General features: G+C 37.4%; 17 protein-coding genes. 12 read left to right on the forward strand and 5 right to left on the reverse strand.

Translation table 11 applies throughout. From position 1 onward, the window contains the following. Positions 1–21 precede the first annotated feature (21 nt). From CYAN7822_RS29135 to CYAN7822_RS29145, 4 genes are read left to right on the forward strand one after another with little or no spacing between them, the layout of a single operon-like run. Positions 22–2,055, forward strand: a complete 2,034-nt coding sequence (locus CYAN7822_RS29135; RefSeq protein WP_245602818.1) for a TnsA endonuclease N-terminal domain-containing protein — start codon at positions 22–24, stop codon at positions 2,053–2,055. A gap of 25 nt (positions 2,056–2,080) precedes the next feature. Beyond that, entirely contained in the window at positions 2,081–2,737 is a 657-nt protein-coding gene (locus CYAN7822_RS39775; protein WP_245602819.1) for a Mu transposase C-terminal domain-containing protein, read from the forward strand. Next, on the forward strand, positions 2,737–2,973 hold the full coding sequence (locus CYAN7822_RS29140) for a hypothetical protein (protein WP_041934086.1): 237 nt from the start codon (positions 2,737–2,739) through the stop codon (positions 2,971–2,973). The genes CYAN7822_RS39775 and CYAN7822_RS29140 overlap by 1 nt, the downstream gene beginning before the upstream one ends. 51 nt (positions 2,974–3,024) lie before the next feature. Next, positions 3,025–3,537: a hypothetical protein gene (locus CYAN7822_RS29145; RefSeq protein ID WP_041934087.1), complete on the forward strand. Its 513-nt coding sequence runs from the start codon at positions 3,025–3,027 to the stop codon at positions 3,535–3,537. 184 nt (positions 3,538–3,721) lie between these two features. On the opposite strand, the gene CYAN7822_RS29150 is transcribed toward CYAN7822_RS29145, so the two are convergent. Further along, entirely contained in the window at positions 3,722–4,747 is a 1,026-nt protein-coding gene (locus tag CYAN7822_RS29150) for a glycoside hydrolase family 43 protein (RefSeq protein ID WP_013334561.1), read from the reverse strand. A 46-nt stretch (positions 4,748–4,793) separates the two neighbouring features. Next, positions 4,794–5,600 carry a phytanoyl-CoA dioxygenase family protein gene (locus tag CYAN7822_RS29155; RefSeq protein WP_013334562.1) on the reverse strand — a complete coding sequence of 269 codons (807 nt, stop codon included), beginning with the start codon at positions 5,598–5,600 and terminating at the stop codon, positions 4,794–4,796. A 499-nt stretch (positions 5,601–6,099) separates the two neighbouring features. On the opposite strand from CYAN7822_RS29155, the gene CYAN7822_RS29160 reads away from it, so the two are divergent. Next, positions 6,100–6,534, forward strand: a complete 435-nt coding sequence (locus CYAN7822_RS29160) for a GFA family protein (RefSeq protein ID WP_013334563.1) — start codon at positions 6,100–6,102, stop codon at positions 6,532–6,534. A gap of 298 nt (positions 6,535–6,832) precedes the next feature. Here the strand turns inward: CYAN7822_RS29160 and CYAN7822_RS29165 are convergent, their stop codons facing one another. Next, entirely contained in the window at positions 6,833–7,618 is a 786-nt protein-coding gene (locus CYAN7822_RS29165) for a terpene synthase family protein (protein WP_245602820.1), read from the reverse strand. 534 nt (positions 7,619–8,152) lie between these two features. Between CYAN7822_RS29165 and CYAN7822_RS29170 the strand changes: the two genes are divergently transcribed. The 4 genes from CYAN7822_RS29170 (at position 8,153) to CYAN7822_RS29190 (ending at position 11,070) form a co-directional block, all read left to right on the forward strand. Beyond that, complete coding sequence (locus tag CYAN7822_RS29170) at positions 8,153–8,545, forward strand: hypothetical protein (protein ID WP_013334565.1); 393 nt, start codon at positions 8,153–8,155, stop codon at positions 8,543–8,545. A 207-nt stretch (positions 8,546–8,752) separates the two neighbouring features. Then, complete coding sequence (locus tag CYAN7822_RS29175) at positions 8,753–9,127, forward strand: DUF4870 domain-containing protein (RefSeq protein ID WP_013334566.1); 375 nt, start codon at positions 8,753–8,755, stop codon at positions 9,125–9,127. An 11-nt stretch (positions 9,128–9,138) separates the two neighbouring features. Continuing rightward, positions 9,139–9,540 carry a tetratricopeptide repeat protein gene (locus tag CYAN7822_RS29180; RefSeq protein WP_013334567.1) on the forward strand — a complete coding sequence of 134 codons (402 nt, stop codon included), beginning with the start codon at positions 9,139–9,141 and terminating at the stop codon, positions 9,538–9,540. Positions 9,541–10,380: 840 nt separating this feature from the next. Next, the gene (locus tag CYAN7822_RS29190; RefSeq protein WP_013334569.1) at positions 10,381–11,070 is read left to right on the forward strand and encodes a class I SAM-dependent methyltransferase; all 690 of its coding nucleotides are present in this window, start codon (positions 10,381–10,383) and stop codon (positions 11,068–11,070) included. A 309-nt stretch (positions 11,071–11,379) separates the two neighbouring features. Here the strand turns inward: CYAN7822_RS29190 and CYAN7822_RS29195 are convergent, their stop codons facing one another. Further along, positions 11,380–11,778, reverse strand: coding sequence for a hypothetical protein (locus CYAN7822_RS29195; protein ID WP_013334570.1), 399 nt, complete (start codon positions 11,776–11,778; stop codon positions 11,380–11,382). Positions 11,779–11,933: 155 nt separating this feature from the next. After that, a complete protein-coding gene (locus CYAN7822_RS29200; RefSeq protein ID WP_013334571.1) occupies positions 11,934–12,542 on the reverse strand; it encodes a chemotaxis protein CheB in 609 nt (202 codons plus the stop codon). Between the two features lie 35 nt (positions 12,543–12,577). Here CYAN7822_RS29200 and CYAN7822_RS29205 point away from each other — a divergent pair, with 35 nt between their 5' ends. The 3 genes from CYAN7822_RS29205 to CYAN7822_RS29215 all read left to right on the forward strand — a co-directional run bounded on the left by CYAN7822_RS29205 (position 12,578) and on the right by CYAN7822_RS29215 (position 15,082). Then, positions 12,578–12,832 (forward strand): Crp/Fnr family transcriptional regulator, encoded by a 255-nt coding sequence (locus tag CYAN7822_RS29205; RefSeq protein WP_245602821.1) that lies wholly within the window; start codon positions 12,578–12,580, stop codon positions 12,830–12,832. A 190-nt stretch (positions 12,833–13,022) separates the two neighbouring features. Further along, positions 13,023–14,285 carry a glycosyltransferase family 4 protein gene (locus tag CYAN7822_RS29210; RefSeq protein ID WP_041934089.1) on the forward strand — a complete coding sequence of 421 codons (1,263 nt, stop codon included), beginning with the start codon at positions 13,023–13,025 and terminating at the stop codon, positions 14,283–14,285. 89 nt (positions 14,286–14,374) lie between these two features. Then, positions 14,375–15,082, forward strand: a complete 708-nt coding sequence (locus CYAN7822_RS29215; protein WP_013334573.1) for a sulfotransferase domain-containing protein — start codon at positions 14,375–14,377, stop codon at positions 15,080–15,082. The last annotated feature ends 88 nt before the right edge of the window (positions 15,083–15,170 follow it).

Raw genomic sequence — 15,170 nt, forward strand, 5'->3', positions numbered from 1 at the left:
TCGAGGAGTCAAAGAAAGTCAATGAATGACCAACAATTTACTGACTGGTGTCAGAAGTTAAAACTGCCCTCGCCAACCGTGGAATTGATTAAATCAATTCGCTCGTCTCCTCCGTCGCGTCGTGTACAGGGTCGAGCCGGCAATGTGAGCGGGGTGTACCCAAGTCGTAAAATGGGGCATACGGTCTCCTTTGAGAGTGCAAAAGTGGAATTGTGGGCTATTTACCAGATGGAACACGATAAAGATGTTCTGGAGTTTTATGACCAACCAGAGGGGTTTAAAATTAAATATCAAAATGCGGCAGGGCGAACAATTGGACACTATCACACGCCGGATTTTTTCGTGCTGCGCTCAAGTCACGCGGCTTGGGAAGAGTGGAAAACCGAAAAACAATTAATTAATTTAAGTGAAAAATATCCTACCCGTTATCAAAAAACGGAGCTTGGGGTTTGGCGATGTCCTCCAGGGGAAGAATTCGCATCTTTACTAGGTCTTAAATATTATGTTCGTTCTGATGCCAGCCTCAATCCGATTTATATCCAAAATTTAATATTTTTAGAAGATTATTTAAAATTTACGGTTTCGGTTTCTCGAGAAATTCAAACACAAGTTAAAACAATTATTCAAGATAATCAAGGAATCACGCTTACTCAAATTCTGTCAAATTTAGAAGAGGTTCGAGCTAATGATTTGTATAAAATGATAGCTCTTGAACAAATTTATGTAGATTTATCAGCCATCCCTTTAGTTAATGGTGCTGAAGTAAGGTTATATTCCGATAAAACGAGCCATGAAACCGTAATTTCATCCCGTCTCGCCTCAAATTCTCTCTTACCCATATCGTCGATGTTATTATCCGCTAATACTCAGCTAGACTGGGATGGAAAGTTTTGGACATTAATTAATCAAGGGCAGACCACAACAACTTTGTTACCTGAAAATGGACAGCCAGTAAAACTAAATAATGAAATCTTCCAGAACTTATTGCTGTCGGGTTCGATAACTAAACGTTATCCTAATTTATCAGAAAATAATCAACAAAAAATTCGGGAATTAATAAGTCAAGCCTCGGCTAAAGATTTAGAAATAGCTAACCATCGTAATTTGGCTGTTCAAGCCTATTTGGAGCGAAATAAGAATTTTGAAAAAAATTTCTCAGAAAGGACAGTAAGAAAGTGGGTTAAAAAATTTCGTGAAGCTGATGTTGAGTTAGGTTGCGGATACGTAGGTTTATTACCTTTAACAAAAAAACGAGGAAATCGCTTACCCAAAGCCAATAATCAAGCACTTTCATTACTCGATAGTTTTATCGCACAACATTTTGAAACTTCTCGACAAGCTCCTGCGGCATCAGTGTATCGAGCTTACCAGAGAGCTTGTTCGACGGCTCAAATTACTGCCCTTAGTCGCACCACATTCTACAAACGAATAAAAGAGCGCGGATCTCCCGAACATCTAAGAAAGCGATACGGGGCTAAAGTAGCTTATCAGGTAAGTCCTTGGTATTGGGAACTAAATGCTTCTACCCCACGCCACGGAGACCGGCCACTGAGTGTAGCTCATCTGGACCATACTCAGCTAGATATTGAATTACGTTCTTCTACTACAGGCAGACTGTTAGGGCGACCTTGGTTGACTCTGCTGACTGACGCTTACAGTCGTCGCATTCTAGCCATTTATCTAACCTTTGACTCTCCATCTTATCGTTCCTGTATGATGGTTTTACGTATTTGTGTAGGGCGAACAGGGCGCTTTCCTGAGTCATTAGTCGTCGATGGGGGCAAAGAATTCCACAGTGTTTATTTTGATAGCTTACTGGCAAGGTATCACTGCCTAAAAAAAACTCGTCCCGCTCATCAACCTCGCTTTGGAAGCGTTATCGAGCGACTGTTTGATACAACGAATACTCAGTTTGTCTATAATCTATTAGGAAACACTCAAGCATCCAAACAGCCTCGAACCCTCACCAAAGATATTAATCCAAAACAACAAGCGGTTTGGACTTTAAGTGATTTGTACACTTATCTCCAACAGTGGGAGGGGCGAGCTTTATGACACAACTGAGCATCCGGCTCTTTGTGTGACACCCCGAATTGCTTATGAACAGGGGTTAATCTTAACAGGAGAGCGAGAACATCGACATATTGCCTATGATGAAAACTTTATCTTAGCTACTTATCCCACGACCTCTAAATCCACAGCTAAAATTCAAGCCGGTCGCGGAATTAAACTGCATTATCTCTACTATTGGAGTGAGGCTTTTCGTAACCCGGAAATTGAAGGAACTTCTGTGCCAGTCCGTTATGACCCCTTTGATGTTAGTGTCGCTTATGCTTATGTCCAAGGACGTTGGGTCAAGTGCATTTCTCAATACTACAGCATTTTTGAAGGGCGAACTGAAAAAGAACTTGTTTTAGCGGCACAAGAAATGAAGCAACAGGCAAAACTCACCAATAGAAAAATTGTTATTTCTGCGCTTCGTCTAGCCGATTTTCTGCATAGTGTGCAAAAACATGAAGCTTTGCTACTACAACGTTTGCGAGATCTTGAAGGGAAAAATGTTCTTAACGCGCTCGCTCTTGAGCCTACAACAAAATCCTCTGTTAGGCTAACATCAACCCAAATTTTCCCATTATCATCATACGATTCACCAATTACTTTCTCCGAGGTAAAAACCCAATCAATTCCCCCAAAAGTTGAGCTTTCTTCTTTGCCTATATTTGAGGAGTATCGCTAATGGATGAGGAACTATTGGTTAGTAATAGTTTAGCACGCCAAAAGCTCAGTCAATTTAAGGAATATGCGGTATTACATCCTCATTTAAACAAAATTGATCAAGCTTTGATGCGTGCTATTGTCGAGCCAGCCGGCTTTGCTCATGTATTAGTGTACGGACCTAGCGGCGTGGGAAAAACGACAATGATTAATCGTCTTGGAGCAAGGCTAATTTTCATGAAGGTGAAGATACCTTAAGACTACAGCGTATACAAGAGAATGCTCTTACTTTGGCGATAGGGTGAGCGAATGGCTATAGATGCAGTAGAAGGAGAACAAAAATTAACTTATTCGGCAAGTCGCCAAGAACATTTATCAAGATTATTAAAAATGGAAGGAGCTTTGAGAAACATAAAGAATAACGAACAATCTTCTCTACCCGACAGCACATCAAAAATTCCTTCTCCGGAAACGACTTTAACAACTTCTCCCGATGCTCCTCAAACTAATTCTTCGTCAACTCAAAAGAAAAGTCGCAAACGTACTCCAACTGCTTCTTCTACATCTTCAGTTGATAAGGGTAATACAACAGTTGCTTCATCAGCACCAACTGTTAAAAAAGGAAGAAAAAAAGCGACCTCAGTCAAAAACGATGAAATTATCCCTCCTCCTTGTAATAATGAAACTAGAGGAGAAGAGAGCGTAAAAGTAGAAGACCTTGATACAATTGATGCCACATCAACACAGAAAAAGACAAAGCGAAGAGTGGGAGCGCGTAAACCCAAACGCGACCATGTTGGTTCCGAACCCGAAAAAGCGTGAACCTGTATCACTTCGCCCCAGAACCGAGAAACAAGCAGGAGAAGAGCGCTCCTCAGTCAGAAGGAGTAAGCTAGTACATTGATAGTACCCCTAATTTTGTTAACTATAAAAAGACCAATTTGGCCTTTTTATGGTGAAAGTCTCACACACTTTAGTAAGCTGTTGTGCATTAACGCCATTTTCCCTAAGTAAGCAGTTGTTCAGTCCAAGTCGGGCCTTGGGAGCGCGGTCCTTGTGATGTCCAAATCAGCTTATCTAGGCACATTCGCCGCTTTGTCATCTTTGTGTCCCAAGCATGATAAACAATATACTCACTACGATCATCAACCCCCAAAATTATTGAATTATGGCCAGGACCTAAAACACGCTCATTAACAGAACGTAAAACCCTCGGTCCGTTTTCGTTGCCTACGTCTGAGTAAGGCCCCATCACCAGTTCAGCCACAGCGTAATCTACACCATAAAGATCACTTTCCCAGCGTCCTCCGCTATAGAAACAGTAGTATCGCCCAGAATGTTTGCGAACATAAGGCCCTTCAAGAGTATGCCAATCGAATAACTTACCATACATTAAGCGATCTTTTAAAAATCTTTGCCAATCCGAACGCGCTCGTAGAACAACTTTTCCCTCTCCAGATAGAGTTGTCATATCTTGAAGCTTATCTACAAACAGCGCCGTACCGGCACGAACTTCATCCTCAGTATCTAAAAAATCACGAGCGTAAAACAAATACCATTGCCCATCATCATCGCAAAATGGGTGAGGATCGATAGCAAACGGACAAGATTGAGGATCACTTAGCGATTTTCCCACATCACGATAGGGGCCGCTAGGAGTGACACTTTCGGCAACGCGCAACTGATGATTTTTATCCCCATGCCCTACTGAATAATAAAGATAAAATTTGCCGTTGTTATAAGCCACTTCAGGGGCCCAAAAGTTATCACCCAAATGCGAATCAGGCCGTACTAAAGCATTATCCATCCGTTCCCAGTCAACAAGATTATCTGAGCGCAACAAAGGAAATACTAACGATTGAGTCTGTGGGTGATCAATATCTCCTGCCGCTTCAGCCGCTCCTGTGCCGATGGCATAATAAACCCCAAAGTATTTCCAAATAAAGGGATCTGCTAAATAGCCTTCGTACACTGGATTAGTATAAGTCAGGGGAACGGCAGAAAAATTAGATGTGAGATTGTTATCAGACATAGTAATTTTTTGAGTGACAACGGTCTTTGTCGAGGTACTTATCTGTTTAATACTTAAAATTTATATAGGTTTCAGCTTTATTGATGTCTAACTGCTCAATAACCTGACAACGTAGCATTTGTTGTGTTTGTGCTGGCAAACTTTGATAATAATCTTGCGAGAGGGTTAAATCTACTTTTGGCGTGTGTAACCAGTGAATAACATAACCCATGACGATCATTGGTCTTGGAGTCGCCGTCAAATTCGGAGAACCTCGGTGTAAGGCAAAAGGATTTCGCACGATAATGTCACCGGGTTTTAGGTAAAAAGATTCCATTGGGATTTCCCCGCTTGCAATTTTAGCTAACCCTTCGGCACGAGATAGAAGATGTGTCCCCCGCGCCATTTGGAACGGTCCATTATCTGGGGTTACTTCAACCAAAGGAAAATTAATTGCTAAAGCGTAAGCCGGAGTAAATATTTGTTCCGAAAATAAAGGGCGGAAATCTCGGTGAATTTCTTGATAATCAGAACCTTGTACAGGTATATCACAGCCGAGTTGAACCATTACATATTCCTGCCAAAATACGCGGTTTAAAATTTCCAAAACCACTCTATTAGCAAAAACTTCCTCATTAGCAAATGGGGCTATCCAAGGTAAAGTTAAATAATAGCGAGCTTTTTCACGAGGGGCTAGTCCCCCTGGTCGCTTTTGACGCTCTTGAAATAACTTTTCAAAAGCTTGTTGCCACTCTTCAATTAACTCTTGATTAAAAACATTAGGGATGACACAAATTCCATCTTGTTTAATAGCTAAAGCGAATTTATCTAAATCTGTCTCTGTATAGTTAACTTGATTGATTGTTTTTGCCATTTTTTCTCTTTTTAATGAAAATTTCCCCAATTGATTGTCAGTTTTGAAAAGCTGATTGAGCCGCTAATTGACTTCAATTGAAGTTTAAGGTGATACTTGAATTCTAGCAAAACGGCTCTTTTCGCATCGTGGGAGAAAATGTTCATTTATATAGAAAATATAGTTAATCGCTTTGATAATTACAATTTTCCTGAATCTCACTGTTAACTTTATTGGGAGTCCGCCTACTTATTGACTCGCTTTGGTTGTGGCTGGTTCTCTTCAGTTAGCCGCTTTAACTGTCTGTCAAGTGCCTAAATCTTATTTGGTTATGCTATTGCTCTGTTCATCTGTTTCTGTTCGGTGCTGTTGAGTTTATGGAAGTTTTAGAATGGAGTTGGATGAGCGAATGAGGATGATCTTAACTTAGATTTTATGGTTTAATAAGTCGCAGCAAATAGATTGTTAGACCAGCGATAATAAAGGCAACCATTTATTGGAGACTAAGGGAGGCAAAAAAATGTCCACTTCAAATATTGTCAAAGGCAGTTGCTTATGCAAAGCGGTGAGCCTGTCAACAACCAGCTTGAATCATCAAATAGCGGCGTGTCATTGTAATATGTGCCGTAAATGGGGTGGTGGTGCGTTGTTAGCGGTTGAGTGTGGTAGTGACGTGAGTTTCTCTGGTGAAGACAACATCGGAATTTATCAATCATCTCAATGGGCAGAACGAGGTTTTTGTACAAACTGTGGTACTCATCTATTTTATCGCTTGAAACAAAACCACCAGTATTATATTCCAGTGGGAATTCTTGATAATGTGGAAGGTCTTGTTTTAGAGCATCAGGTATTTATCGATGAGAAGCCGGAATATTATTCTTTTGCCAATGAAACTAAAAATATGACCGGAGCGGAATTATTTGCACAGTTTGCACCTCCTGACGAAAGACAATAACACTCTTACCTCACCCTTTCCCATGACACCTACAGGAGACTATCCTGCACTGATCTTTTATAATTCTTTTCAAGGAGGCAAAACCTTTAGAGAAAGAGGATATTTTTGTACAAGTTACTAATTGTTGCGCCTTGGCTGTTTATAATAGTCAAGGTAAGTACCTGGACAAAATTAAAGTTAACTGTTTGGTAAGGGAACAGGGAACAGGAAAGGTTTTCAAGGCTTTTACATTTCTTAACATAATCAACTTTATTTATGTCCAGGTACTTAGCACTTTATTGTTTTAGAACAAAAAGACTCAAAACTGGTGAACGGAATTTTGGTCTATTACATAGACTTTATAAGCCCAAATCAAAATCGATTCTGCACAGATAATTGCTTTCAATTCCTCATTTTCTTTTTTAAATATTAAATTTAAGAAACTTTGAACTTGAAAGAAATAATAATTAAGTTTATGAAAAATGTAACGGACTAAGAAATAACCTTGAAAAAGAAGAGGATTAGAAAAAAATTGTATCGCTTTAACTTGCTCTTTTTCTTTCTCTTTTCTGGGCTGCTCTCCCTTAACATCTAAATAATCATTGGCTAGACGAATTAAAGTATAAATTTCTTCTCGGAAACTTGTTATTTTTTTAGAGAACCAAATTGCGGGAGATATATTAAGAATATAAGCTATATAATTAGAGAGAAGTTCTGCTCCAATGCTGTAACGGCTAATCTGTAAGTATTCTTTTAAAGAAAGTAGTGGGGCTTCATCTGACTCTTCTTCTATGGCTTTAAAAAAATGTTCTATAGCTGGTTGTGTTAAAGAGGAAGATTCAGACAATAATATGCTCATTTTTTCTCGAAGATCCTCGACCTCTGAACGAGCAAAAGTCTTTTCTTTTATATCATAGAGAGAATCCACCTCAAAAATTAGATTAACTAAAGGAAGAAGCACTTTTAACTCTCTTGAACTCACGGAAAGTTTCAACTGTTCTAAAATTTTCTGGTAATAATTAATGTAATGAGAGATTTGCAATTGATTTGGCATAGCTGCACTCAAAACTTTCTCTAACTTTGTTTGATTTTTTGGCTTTCTCAATAATAGTTAGAAATTTTTGGCTCAAACGTAATACCGATTCTCTATAACGCTGCATTTAATTGATCCTCCCAACCCCCTTGTTAAGAGGGCTTTAAAGAAAAATAAATTGTATTATTAAGGAGAATTGGTATAAGTAAACTTAACTATAAATATTCTGGCATAGATAAATTGGCTCTGGCTCTTACTTAAGAGAGATTTTAAAACGTCAATCTTTTAGGTAAAATCTAGCAGACTAGCTAGAAAGCGGAGAACCCGAAAATCTTAAAGAATAATTATTAAAAGCAGGGAAACAATTTATTAAAAGTAAAATTTTTAACAATTAAAGTTTATGCTAGTTGATTAGCGTATTCTTCAGTGAGTAGAATCACAATTATTTTGTTTAATGGCGGCTTATGAGAAAACCTCTAAAGTTTTCTTTCTTCACCGAAAAAATGCACAGCCGGCGACGACAGAGTGAAAACTGTCTCCCGATAGATAACTAGCCTATCGTAGGTCACTAAAATAAAACAAAAAGCTTACCTTTAAATAAAAATTATGGATGCCCTACCCCTTGTCGTCAATCGAGAGCAATTAGAACTGATATATCAAAGCATTTCTCAGATGAGTGCTAATTTAAAAAATGAACAATTTTCTGATAGTTCAAAGCGAGAGCAAAATTTTTCAACTTATGGAACAGATGAATACTCCGAAGCGAGCGAGCGAGCAAAATCGATCGAGGAGGAACTAAAATCTCAATTGCAGTCGTGGGATCATGCGGCTGATCATTCATCACCCATACAGCTTTCTTTAGATTCATATCAACTTAAAATACTGCGGCTAGGGATTGAAAACCAGATGAACACTCTCAACCAGCCTTCAAAAAAAGAACTACTATCGGATGTAATCCATCAGCTTCCTGAAGAAAGCCTACAGGAAGACGCAGATTAAATAAATTTGCCCCAATGGGCGCTCTGCTGATATTTTCTTGCTTTCTCAAACACAAAAATATAGCGTTTTTCAGTCTAGTGAGGTACAAAGTTTTTGGTTTTTGTTCGGTAAACTTTACTATTTTGTAGAGTAATTTAGCTATTTCTATTTAAAAGAGCAAATATTAAGATAGTAATAGATTAATAGCCAGTTAAAAAATTTAAGTCTATGGCGATACTAGAAGAACAAATACAAGCTATTCCTAATGAAGACAAAAGAAAGTATCTTTCGGCTGGTTCTCATGCTTCTATTTTCATAAGCTCATTGGTTGTTTCGATTGGTATTCCTTGTGCGATTGGGTATGTAAGTGAAGATAATATAGTCAAAGAAAACACGGCTGAAGCCATTAATTTTCATCTAAACGTTTGGTTTTATGGAGCCATTATTGCCTTTTTATCTTTTATCAGCTTTGGCCTATTAGGTTTGATTTTAGTTCCTATCTGGTTGGTTTATCATTGGGGTTTGTCGATTTGGGCAGTTATTCACTGTTTGAATAATCCAGACGTTTCTTTTCGTTATCCATTAATTTTTCGACTTGTTTAAAATCATTAAAAATGGTAAATAATTTATCTGACTATCCAGACTGTAAATTATTGAATGAAAAAGGTCTAGCTTTTTATCTTAATCAAGAGTACACAGAAGCCCTTCTTACTTTTAAAAAAGTAGCAGCAATAGTACCTTATTCGGCCACAATTTGGAATAATATAGGAAATACTCTCTCGGCATTAAAACGTCAATCAGAGGCATTGGCGGCCTACGAACGAGCGACTATTCTTGACCCCCAATTTCATGCCGCTTACTTTAACAAAGGATTACTTTTAGCAGAAATGGGAGCCTATGGAAACGCTTTAGAATCTTATGCCAAGGCGATTTCAATTTGTGCTGACCCTTTGTATATACACGCTCAATCAAAAATTTGGCTCAAGAATCAACTCTTTCCAGTTTTTAAAAAATAAGACTTTTTGATTTAAACAGCAATTTCACGGGTTTATTATAATCCTTTTGTCGTTTCTGTGACAATTAAATCAACTCTTCAACACCAATAGTAAAGTCTCCTGATGAGGACGACATACTTAGATCTCCTATGGGTTTAAGAATAAAAACTATTATCAGCAATAGTTGAAAATTTGAGTTTTAATAATCATTATAGGGTTATGCTAAATCTTTTTCCTCTCACTAATTGAGTAGATAGCCTGATAGCCTACTAATAATGTTCTCTTATTTTACTTGGCGGGTTGCTCTTTAAAGAGGAAAAATAAATTGTCATAAATACGAAGTGAGTTGTCTCTCCCGTACTTGTGGTGATAAAAAAAGCTTCCTTATTGTAGGGTGGGTTAGGCGCGGGGATAATTTTTATAAGAAACGAATAAGTTTTGAGCCGGACCGTAACTCGCTAAAGGGAATTTTGTATCTTTATCAATATTTTTCCCCACGATGCCGAAAGAACCCCAAAAATTTTAGTAACTATTAATTATTATTAAATAATTATTGATTGGGCTGGATTTAATGATTTACTATTATTATTATTTGTCTGGGCAACGGGTTTACCCAAATGAGACATCGAAATGGCTAACAGTCCGATTAAAATTAAGTAGAAAAGTTCGCTTCTTTCTCGGCACAACAAAGGTAATTTAGGGAGCTTGACTGCCTTTTTCATTTCTAACCTTCAGTTCTTAATAAAATTTTGGTAAAAAGCTCTTGCCTGTAAACGTTATATTAATAATATTAATTTAAACGAAAGCGATCTGAATTCTTTCTTAAGAGATAAAAAAGTATTGGGTAGGTCAAAGGGACAGATGAATCAAGATCCGCACCAACAGATAAAACGTAGCTGGGAAGCCAATGCCAGAGCTTGGACCGAAGCGGTCCGTAGTGGCTCTATTGTTAGCCGCTCCTTAGCGACTAATGCGGCTATCCTACAGGCTTTAAGTGAGCCTGAAATAAAGCGTGTTCTAGATCTTGGTTGTGGCGAAGGATGGTTGACACGGGCTTTAAGCTCACGAGGAATTGAGGTGATTGGGGTTGATTTTTCTGCACAGTTAATTGAACTGGCACGGGCTGAGGGAGGCGGAACTTTTCACCATTGCTCATATTCTGAACTTATAGCCGCTCCAAAGACTGTAGGCAGCAATTTCGAGGCAATTGTTTGTAACTTTTCACTCTTGGAAAAAGATATTTTAGAACTGCTGAAATCTGTGAGGAGCGTTCTTGTGCCCCCTGGGATGCTAGTAATTCAGACAGTACATCCACTAAGTGAAATCCGACAAAATCAATACTGCGATGGGTGGCGAACAGAAACTTTCACCGGCTTCGGTGTTGGATTTACTGAAGCAATGCCTTGGTATTTTCGTACCTTAAGCTCCTGGGTTTCACTGTTGCGAGGAAGCGGCTATTGCATCGACAAAGTCCATGAACCGGTTCATCCCAATACGGGGGAACCTCTTTCACTGCTGCTAGTGGCCTATAGTGAGCATCATCAAGGATAGTTCACCTAAGTCTAGGATTGTATAAGTTTTCTACAGCAGAAGGAAATCGCTCTCCCGTACTGATGGTGATAAGAAAAGTTTATGATTCGTAGGGTGGGTTAGGCACGGTGATGATTTTCATGAAAAAGAGATAAGTTTTGATCCGCTCCGTAACCCACCAAATACAATATTGTATCTCTATGAACATTCTAGGAATTACGCACTCTCCACGAAATAATTAGGGTTTGAGATTGTTCGCGAGCCTTCGCTAGGCTCGCTTGGGACATAAAATCGTTGTTTTTAATCAGGAGTGCGTAACTCCTAAATTTTTTACTTGCTCAAAGCATTTTTGATGTTATCAATAGTACGTTCAACAGCATTAACATTGTTGTCGATCGCTTTTTGAGTTCTTTGAGCATCTTCATCGGCTCTCTTTTCGATACGGGCTGCATCTCTTTTAGCTTTACGTTCAAGAAAACTTCCATCATTGTCAGTTGCTTTTTCAACTCTTTGAGCATTTTTGGCGGCAGTTTCCTTGACTTTGTCGGCTGCATCCTTTACAAAGTTTTTATTTTCTTGTTGTATTTTATTACCTGTCTCTGTTCCGGCTATGGCTATTAGGTTTCCATTGTATGTGCTACCCCAAACCAATGCAAGGGCACAGACACAAACCATTACGGCAACAGTCCAACGTTTCAGCGTAGCAAAAAAAGAAGTAATTGATTTCATAGAAACAATTTTGACGAAATTATTAGTGTTTCTCACTTTTACATTCTTTTCAAACTCGTTTAAATAACCTTTCGGCAGAATCCAGAAGACATAGATAGAAAAGACCTGAGTGAGGTTTTTTTAAAATATAACGATATATCATTTATGCTTAAATTTTAAGTCGTGTGAAGTTCAATTTTTGTGTTGAGCAAATTAACTAAAGCAGCAGAAATCGCATTTATTGGCAAAACCAAATCTACTTTCCCTGTATCAATAGCAGACTTGGGCATACTGAAACATTCCGAAGTTGCCTCATCTTGAGCAATCACAACTCCGCCATACTTTTTAATCGCCAAGACTCCCAAAGCTCCATCGCTATCTCTGCCTGTAAGAACAATGGCGATCGTTCTAGTCTTGTAAGTTTTTGCTAATGACATAAACATTTTATCCGCACAAGGACGAACAAAATTCATTTTTTCTGAATCCGACAAATAGAAAGTGCCGTCGGGATTGATTAGTAAATGCCTATCAGGAACAGGTGTATAGACCGTACCCGGACGTAATAGTTCTCCATGTTCTGCCTGCTTAACGCGCAAAGCCGTGCGCTGACTTAAAATTTCGCATAGATAGCTAGGATATTGGGGGGCTATATGCTGAACTATAACAATGGCGGCTGGAAAGTTTTCCGGTAAAGCACCCAAAATCTTGCTTATCGCACTGAGTCCCCCAAGAGAAGCGGCAATACCGATAACATTATAAGCAACAAAAGGAAAGTGAGAGAGAATTTTGTGCCGTTGTTTTTCGGTGAATGCTTCTTCTTTTGACTGAAGATCGAGTCGGTGCCAAGGAATTTCCCCTCACTCAAGAGTTTCTAAGCCAGATGTTAGGTGTTCGTCGCGCCAGTGTCAGTTTGGTTGCAGCCACCATTCAAAAAGCGGGACTGATTCAATATCGGCGCGGACAAATGACTATTATTGACCGAGACGGGTTAGAATCGATTTGTTGTGAGTGCTATGGGATTGTCAAAGCAGAATTTGAGCGTTTGCTTGATGATCACCTAAGAAATCACTCCTAAGACTAGACTTGAAACATTTCTTTATTGTTTATTAGGCTTCTTGCAAAAGTCCAATCTCTAGCATAGCTTAGTGTGAAAAACATAAATTTTTTCGCTCAGATTTGTAAAAAACCCTAGGATTACTCTATTATTTCTAATAAATGTTCTCTCCATAGGGAGCTTTTAGGCGGTTTTGAAATTGGTATGGTATATGAAAGTTGTTTTTGATATGGCGTTAATAGAATTAGTCGGTCAATCTGGAGTAGGTAGAGTAGCGAAAAATTTATCTTTACAATTAGCAAAAGCGCCTGAATGCGAGTTATCGGTCTGCGCCAGCCTACCAACAGTTGAGCATTGGCTGGAAGTTTACAAATATTTAAAAAAATCAGAGTTACTAGATACAAAATTATTAATAGAATTCCAAAACAATATCACAATTAACCAAGAAAATTTATTAAAAATTATTAATTATTTAGATAAATTTAATCAATGGGAATTTACCCTATCTAAAAAATTTAAAAAAATCCTAATTAATACATTTTTGGGTAATTTTGATCCTATTCCTCAGCAACAACTAGCTGATAAAGAAATTTATCATTCTTCTTTTTTCTCCATACCTAAAAAAATTCAAGGAATGAAACACTTACAAAAATTTTTGACTTTTCATGATTTAATTCCTATTTTATTTCCCGAGTATGTTCATGAAGCCATCGTTAAAAATTTTCAAGAAATACTCAACAGCATCAATCCTGAAACTTGGTTGATTTGTGTTTCTGAATCTGCCAAAAATGATCTATGTAATCATTTAAAAGTTATAGATAGCCAACGAGTTCATGTCGTTTATTCTGCCGCCTCTGAAAATTTTTATCCCTGTAAAAATATTGAACAAATCGAGCGAATTAAGAAAAAATATAAAATACCAAACCGCCCTTATATTTTGGCGTTGAACAACTTAGAGCCTCGTAAAAATATTGAGCAACTTATCCGATGTTTTGCTCGTTTAGTTCAACAAGAAAAGCTTAAAGATTTATCGTTAGTTTTAGCCGGAGCTAAAGGTTGGCTATATAATAATATCTTCAATGAAATTGATCAACTCAAAGAGTTAAAAAAGCAAATTATTGTTACAGGTTATGTGGATGATGCCGATCTTGCTCCTCTTTATAGCGGAGCGATGATGTTTGTCTTTCCTTCTTTATATGAGGGCTTTGGGCTTCCTCCCCTAGAAGCAATGCAATGCGGTACTCCAGTAATTACTTCTAATACTTCGTCTCTACCAGAGGTGGTTGGCGATGCAGGAATTATGATAAATCCTAAAGATTCTGATGAATTATGCCAAAGTATTCTCGAGCTTTATTATGATTCTTCCCTACGTGAAAAACTGTCTCATAAATCCATCGAACGTGCTAAACTTTTTAGCTGGGAGCAATGCGGAAAAAATGTTATTAATCTTTACAAAACAGCCGTTAATTCTTGAATTAACTTTCTGTAACCTAGAAAAAATTTTTATTATCTTATTTCATTAAATAGTATAATGATATGATAAGTCCCTAGACATCAAGAAATATGATAATAATAAGTAGTAGTATTCCTAAATCTGCTAGTACACTTGTTTTTCGATATCAGCAAGATTTATTAGGATTAGCTAGTCACAAAAATGTCATAGCTCAAGAAAAATTTGACAATTATTCTAATTACGGTTTTTTAAGAAAAATAGGGCTTAAAGAATTTGTAATTATAATTTTTATTAAAATAAAATACGGAAATATTGTTATCAAAACTCATTCAGAACTAACTTTTTTAATTAAATTATTAATGGCTTTAGGATTGGCCAAAGCAACTTTCTGCTATAGAGATCCCAGAGATATTATTCTTTCAGCTATTGATCACGGAGAAAGAAGTAGGAAAGGATTAGATCCTTCAAATGGGTTTAAAAATATGAAGACTATTAAAGATGGTCTTCCCCTGGTTAAATCTTGGACAAGTAACTGGTACAAATGGCATAAAATCAATCAAGTGTTTTTGATTCAGTATGAAAAGTTGATGGCAAATAAATTTGCTGTTCTTTTAGAAATGAGCGAATTTTTAAATTTAAATTTAAAAGAAGAAGAAATTAAGCAGATATATCTAAAACACGAAAATTGCAAAGCAACAGCCTGGAATTTTAATAAAGGTACAATCGAAAGATATAAAAATGAAATGAATCAATCAGATTTATTATTATGCAATCAAGAACTTAAAGATCCTTTAAAAGCTATGGGTTATACTAATTAATTGTATATAAAATTTTTTCTTATTAATAACAAAATAACATCCTAAATCTTAAAAAAAGTTTAGTTTTGTCCAAAAAAGCTAAACTTTA

The organism is Gloeothece verrucosa PCC 7822 (genome assembly GCF_000147335.1).
Taxonomy (GTDB): Bacteria; Cyanobacteriota; Cyanobacteriia; order Cyanobacteriales; family Microcystaceae; genus Gloeothece; species Gloeothece verrucosa.

What these genes read in the sequence shown, in the direction of transcription:
- CYAN7822_RS29210 (WP_041934089.1), top strand. Translation starts at nt 13,023, where the DNA reads ATGAAAGTTGTTTTTGATATGGCGTTAATAGAATTAGTCGGTCAATCT.
- CYAN7822_RS29170 (WP_013334565.1), top strand. Translation starts at nt 8,153, where the DNA reads ATGGATGCCCTACCCCTTGTCGTCAATCGAGAGCAATTAGAACTGATA.
- CYAN7822_RS29155 (WP_013334562.1), bottom strand. Translation starts at nt 5,600, where the DNA reads ATGGCAAAAACAATCAATCAAGTTAACTATACAGAGACAGATTTAGAT.
- CYAN7822_RS29180 (WP_013334567.1), top strand. Translation starts at nt 9,139, where the DNA reads ATGGTAAATAATTTATCTGACTATCCAGACTGTAAATTATTGAATGAA.
- CYAN7822_RS29150 (WP_013334561.1), bottom strand. Translation starts at nt 4,747, where the DNA reads ATGTCTGATAACAATCTCACATCTAATTTTTCTGCCGTTCCCCTGACT.
- CYAN7822_RS29175 (WP_013334566.1), top strand. Translation starts at nt 8,753, where the DNA reads ATGGCGATACTAGAAGAACAAATACAAGCTATTCCTAATGAAGACAAA.
- CYAN7822_RS29140 (WP_041934086.1), top strand. Translation starts at nt 2,737, where the DNA reads ATGGATGAGGAACTATTGGTTAGTAATAGTTTAGCACGCCAAAAGCTC.
- CYAN7822_RS29215 (WP_013334573.1), top strand. Translation starts at nt 14,375, where the DNA reads ATGATAATAATAAGTAGTAGTATTCCTAAATCTGCTAGTACACTTGTT.
- CYAN7822_RS29195 (WP_013334570.1), bottom strand. Translation starts at nt 11,778, where the DNA reads ATGAAATCAATTACTTCTTTTTTTGCTACGCTGAAACGTTGGACTGTT.
- CYAN7822_RS29135 (WP_245602818.1), top strand. Translation starts at nt 22, where the DNA reads ATGAATGACCAACAATTTACTGACTGGTGTCAGAAGTTAAAACTGCCC.
- CYAN7822_RS29145 (WP_041934087.1), top strand. Translation starts at nt 3,025, where the DNA reads ATGGCTATAGATGCAGTAGAAGGAGAACAAAAATTAACTTATTCGGCA.
- CYAN7822_RS29160 (WP_013334563.1), top strand. Translation starts at nt 6,100, where the DNA reads ATGTCCACTTCAAATATTGTCAAAGGCAGTTGCTTATGCAAAGCGGTG.
- CYAN7822_RS29190 (WP_013334569.1), top strand. Translation starts at nt 10,381, where the DNA reads ATGAATCAAGATCCGCACCAACAGATAAAACGTAGCTGGGAAGCCAAT.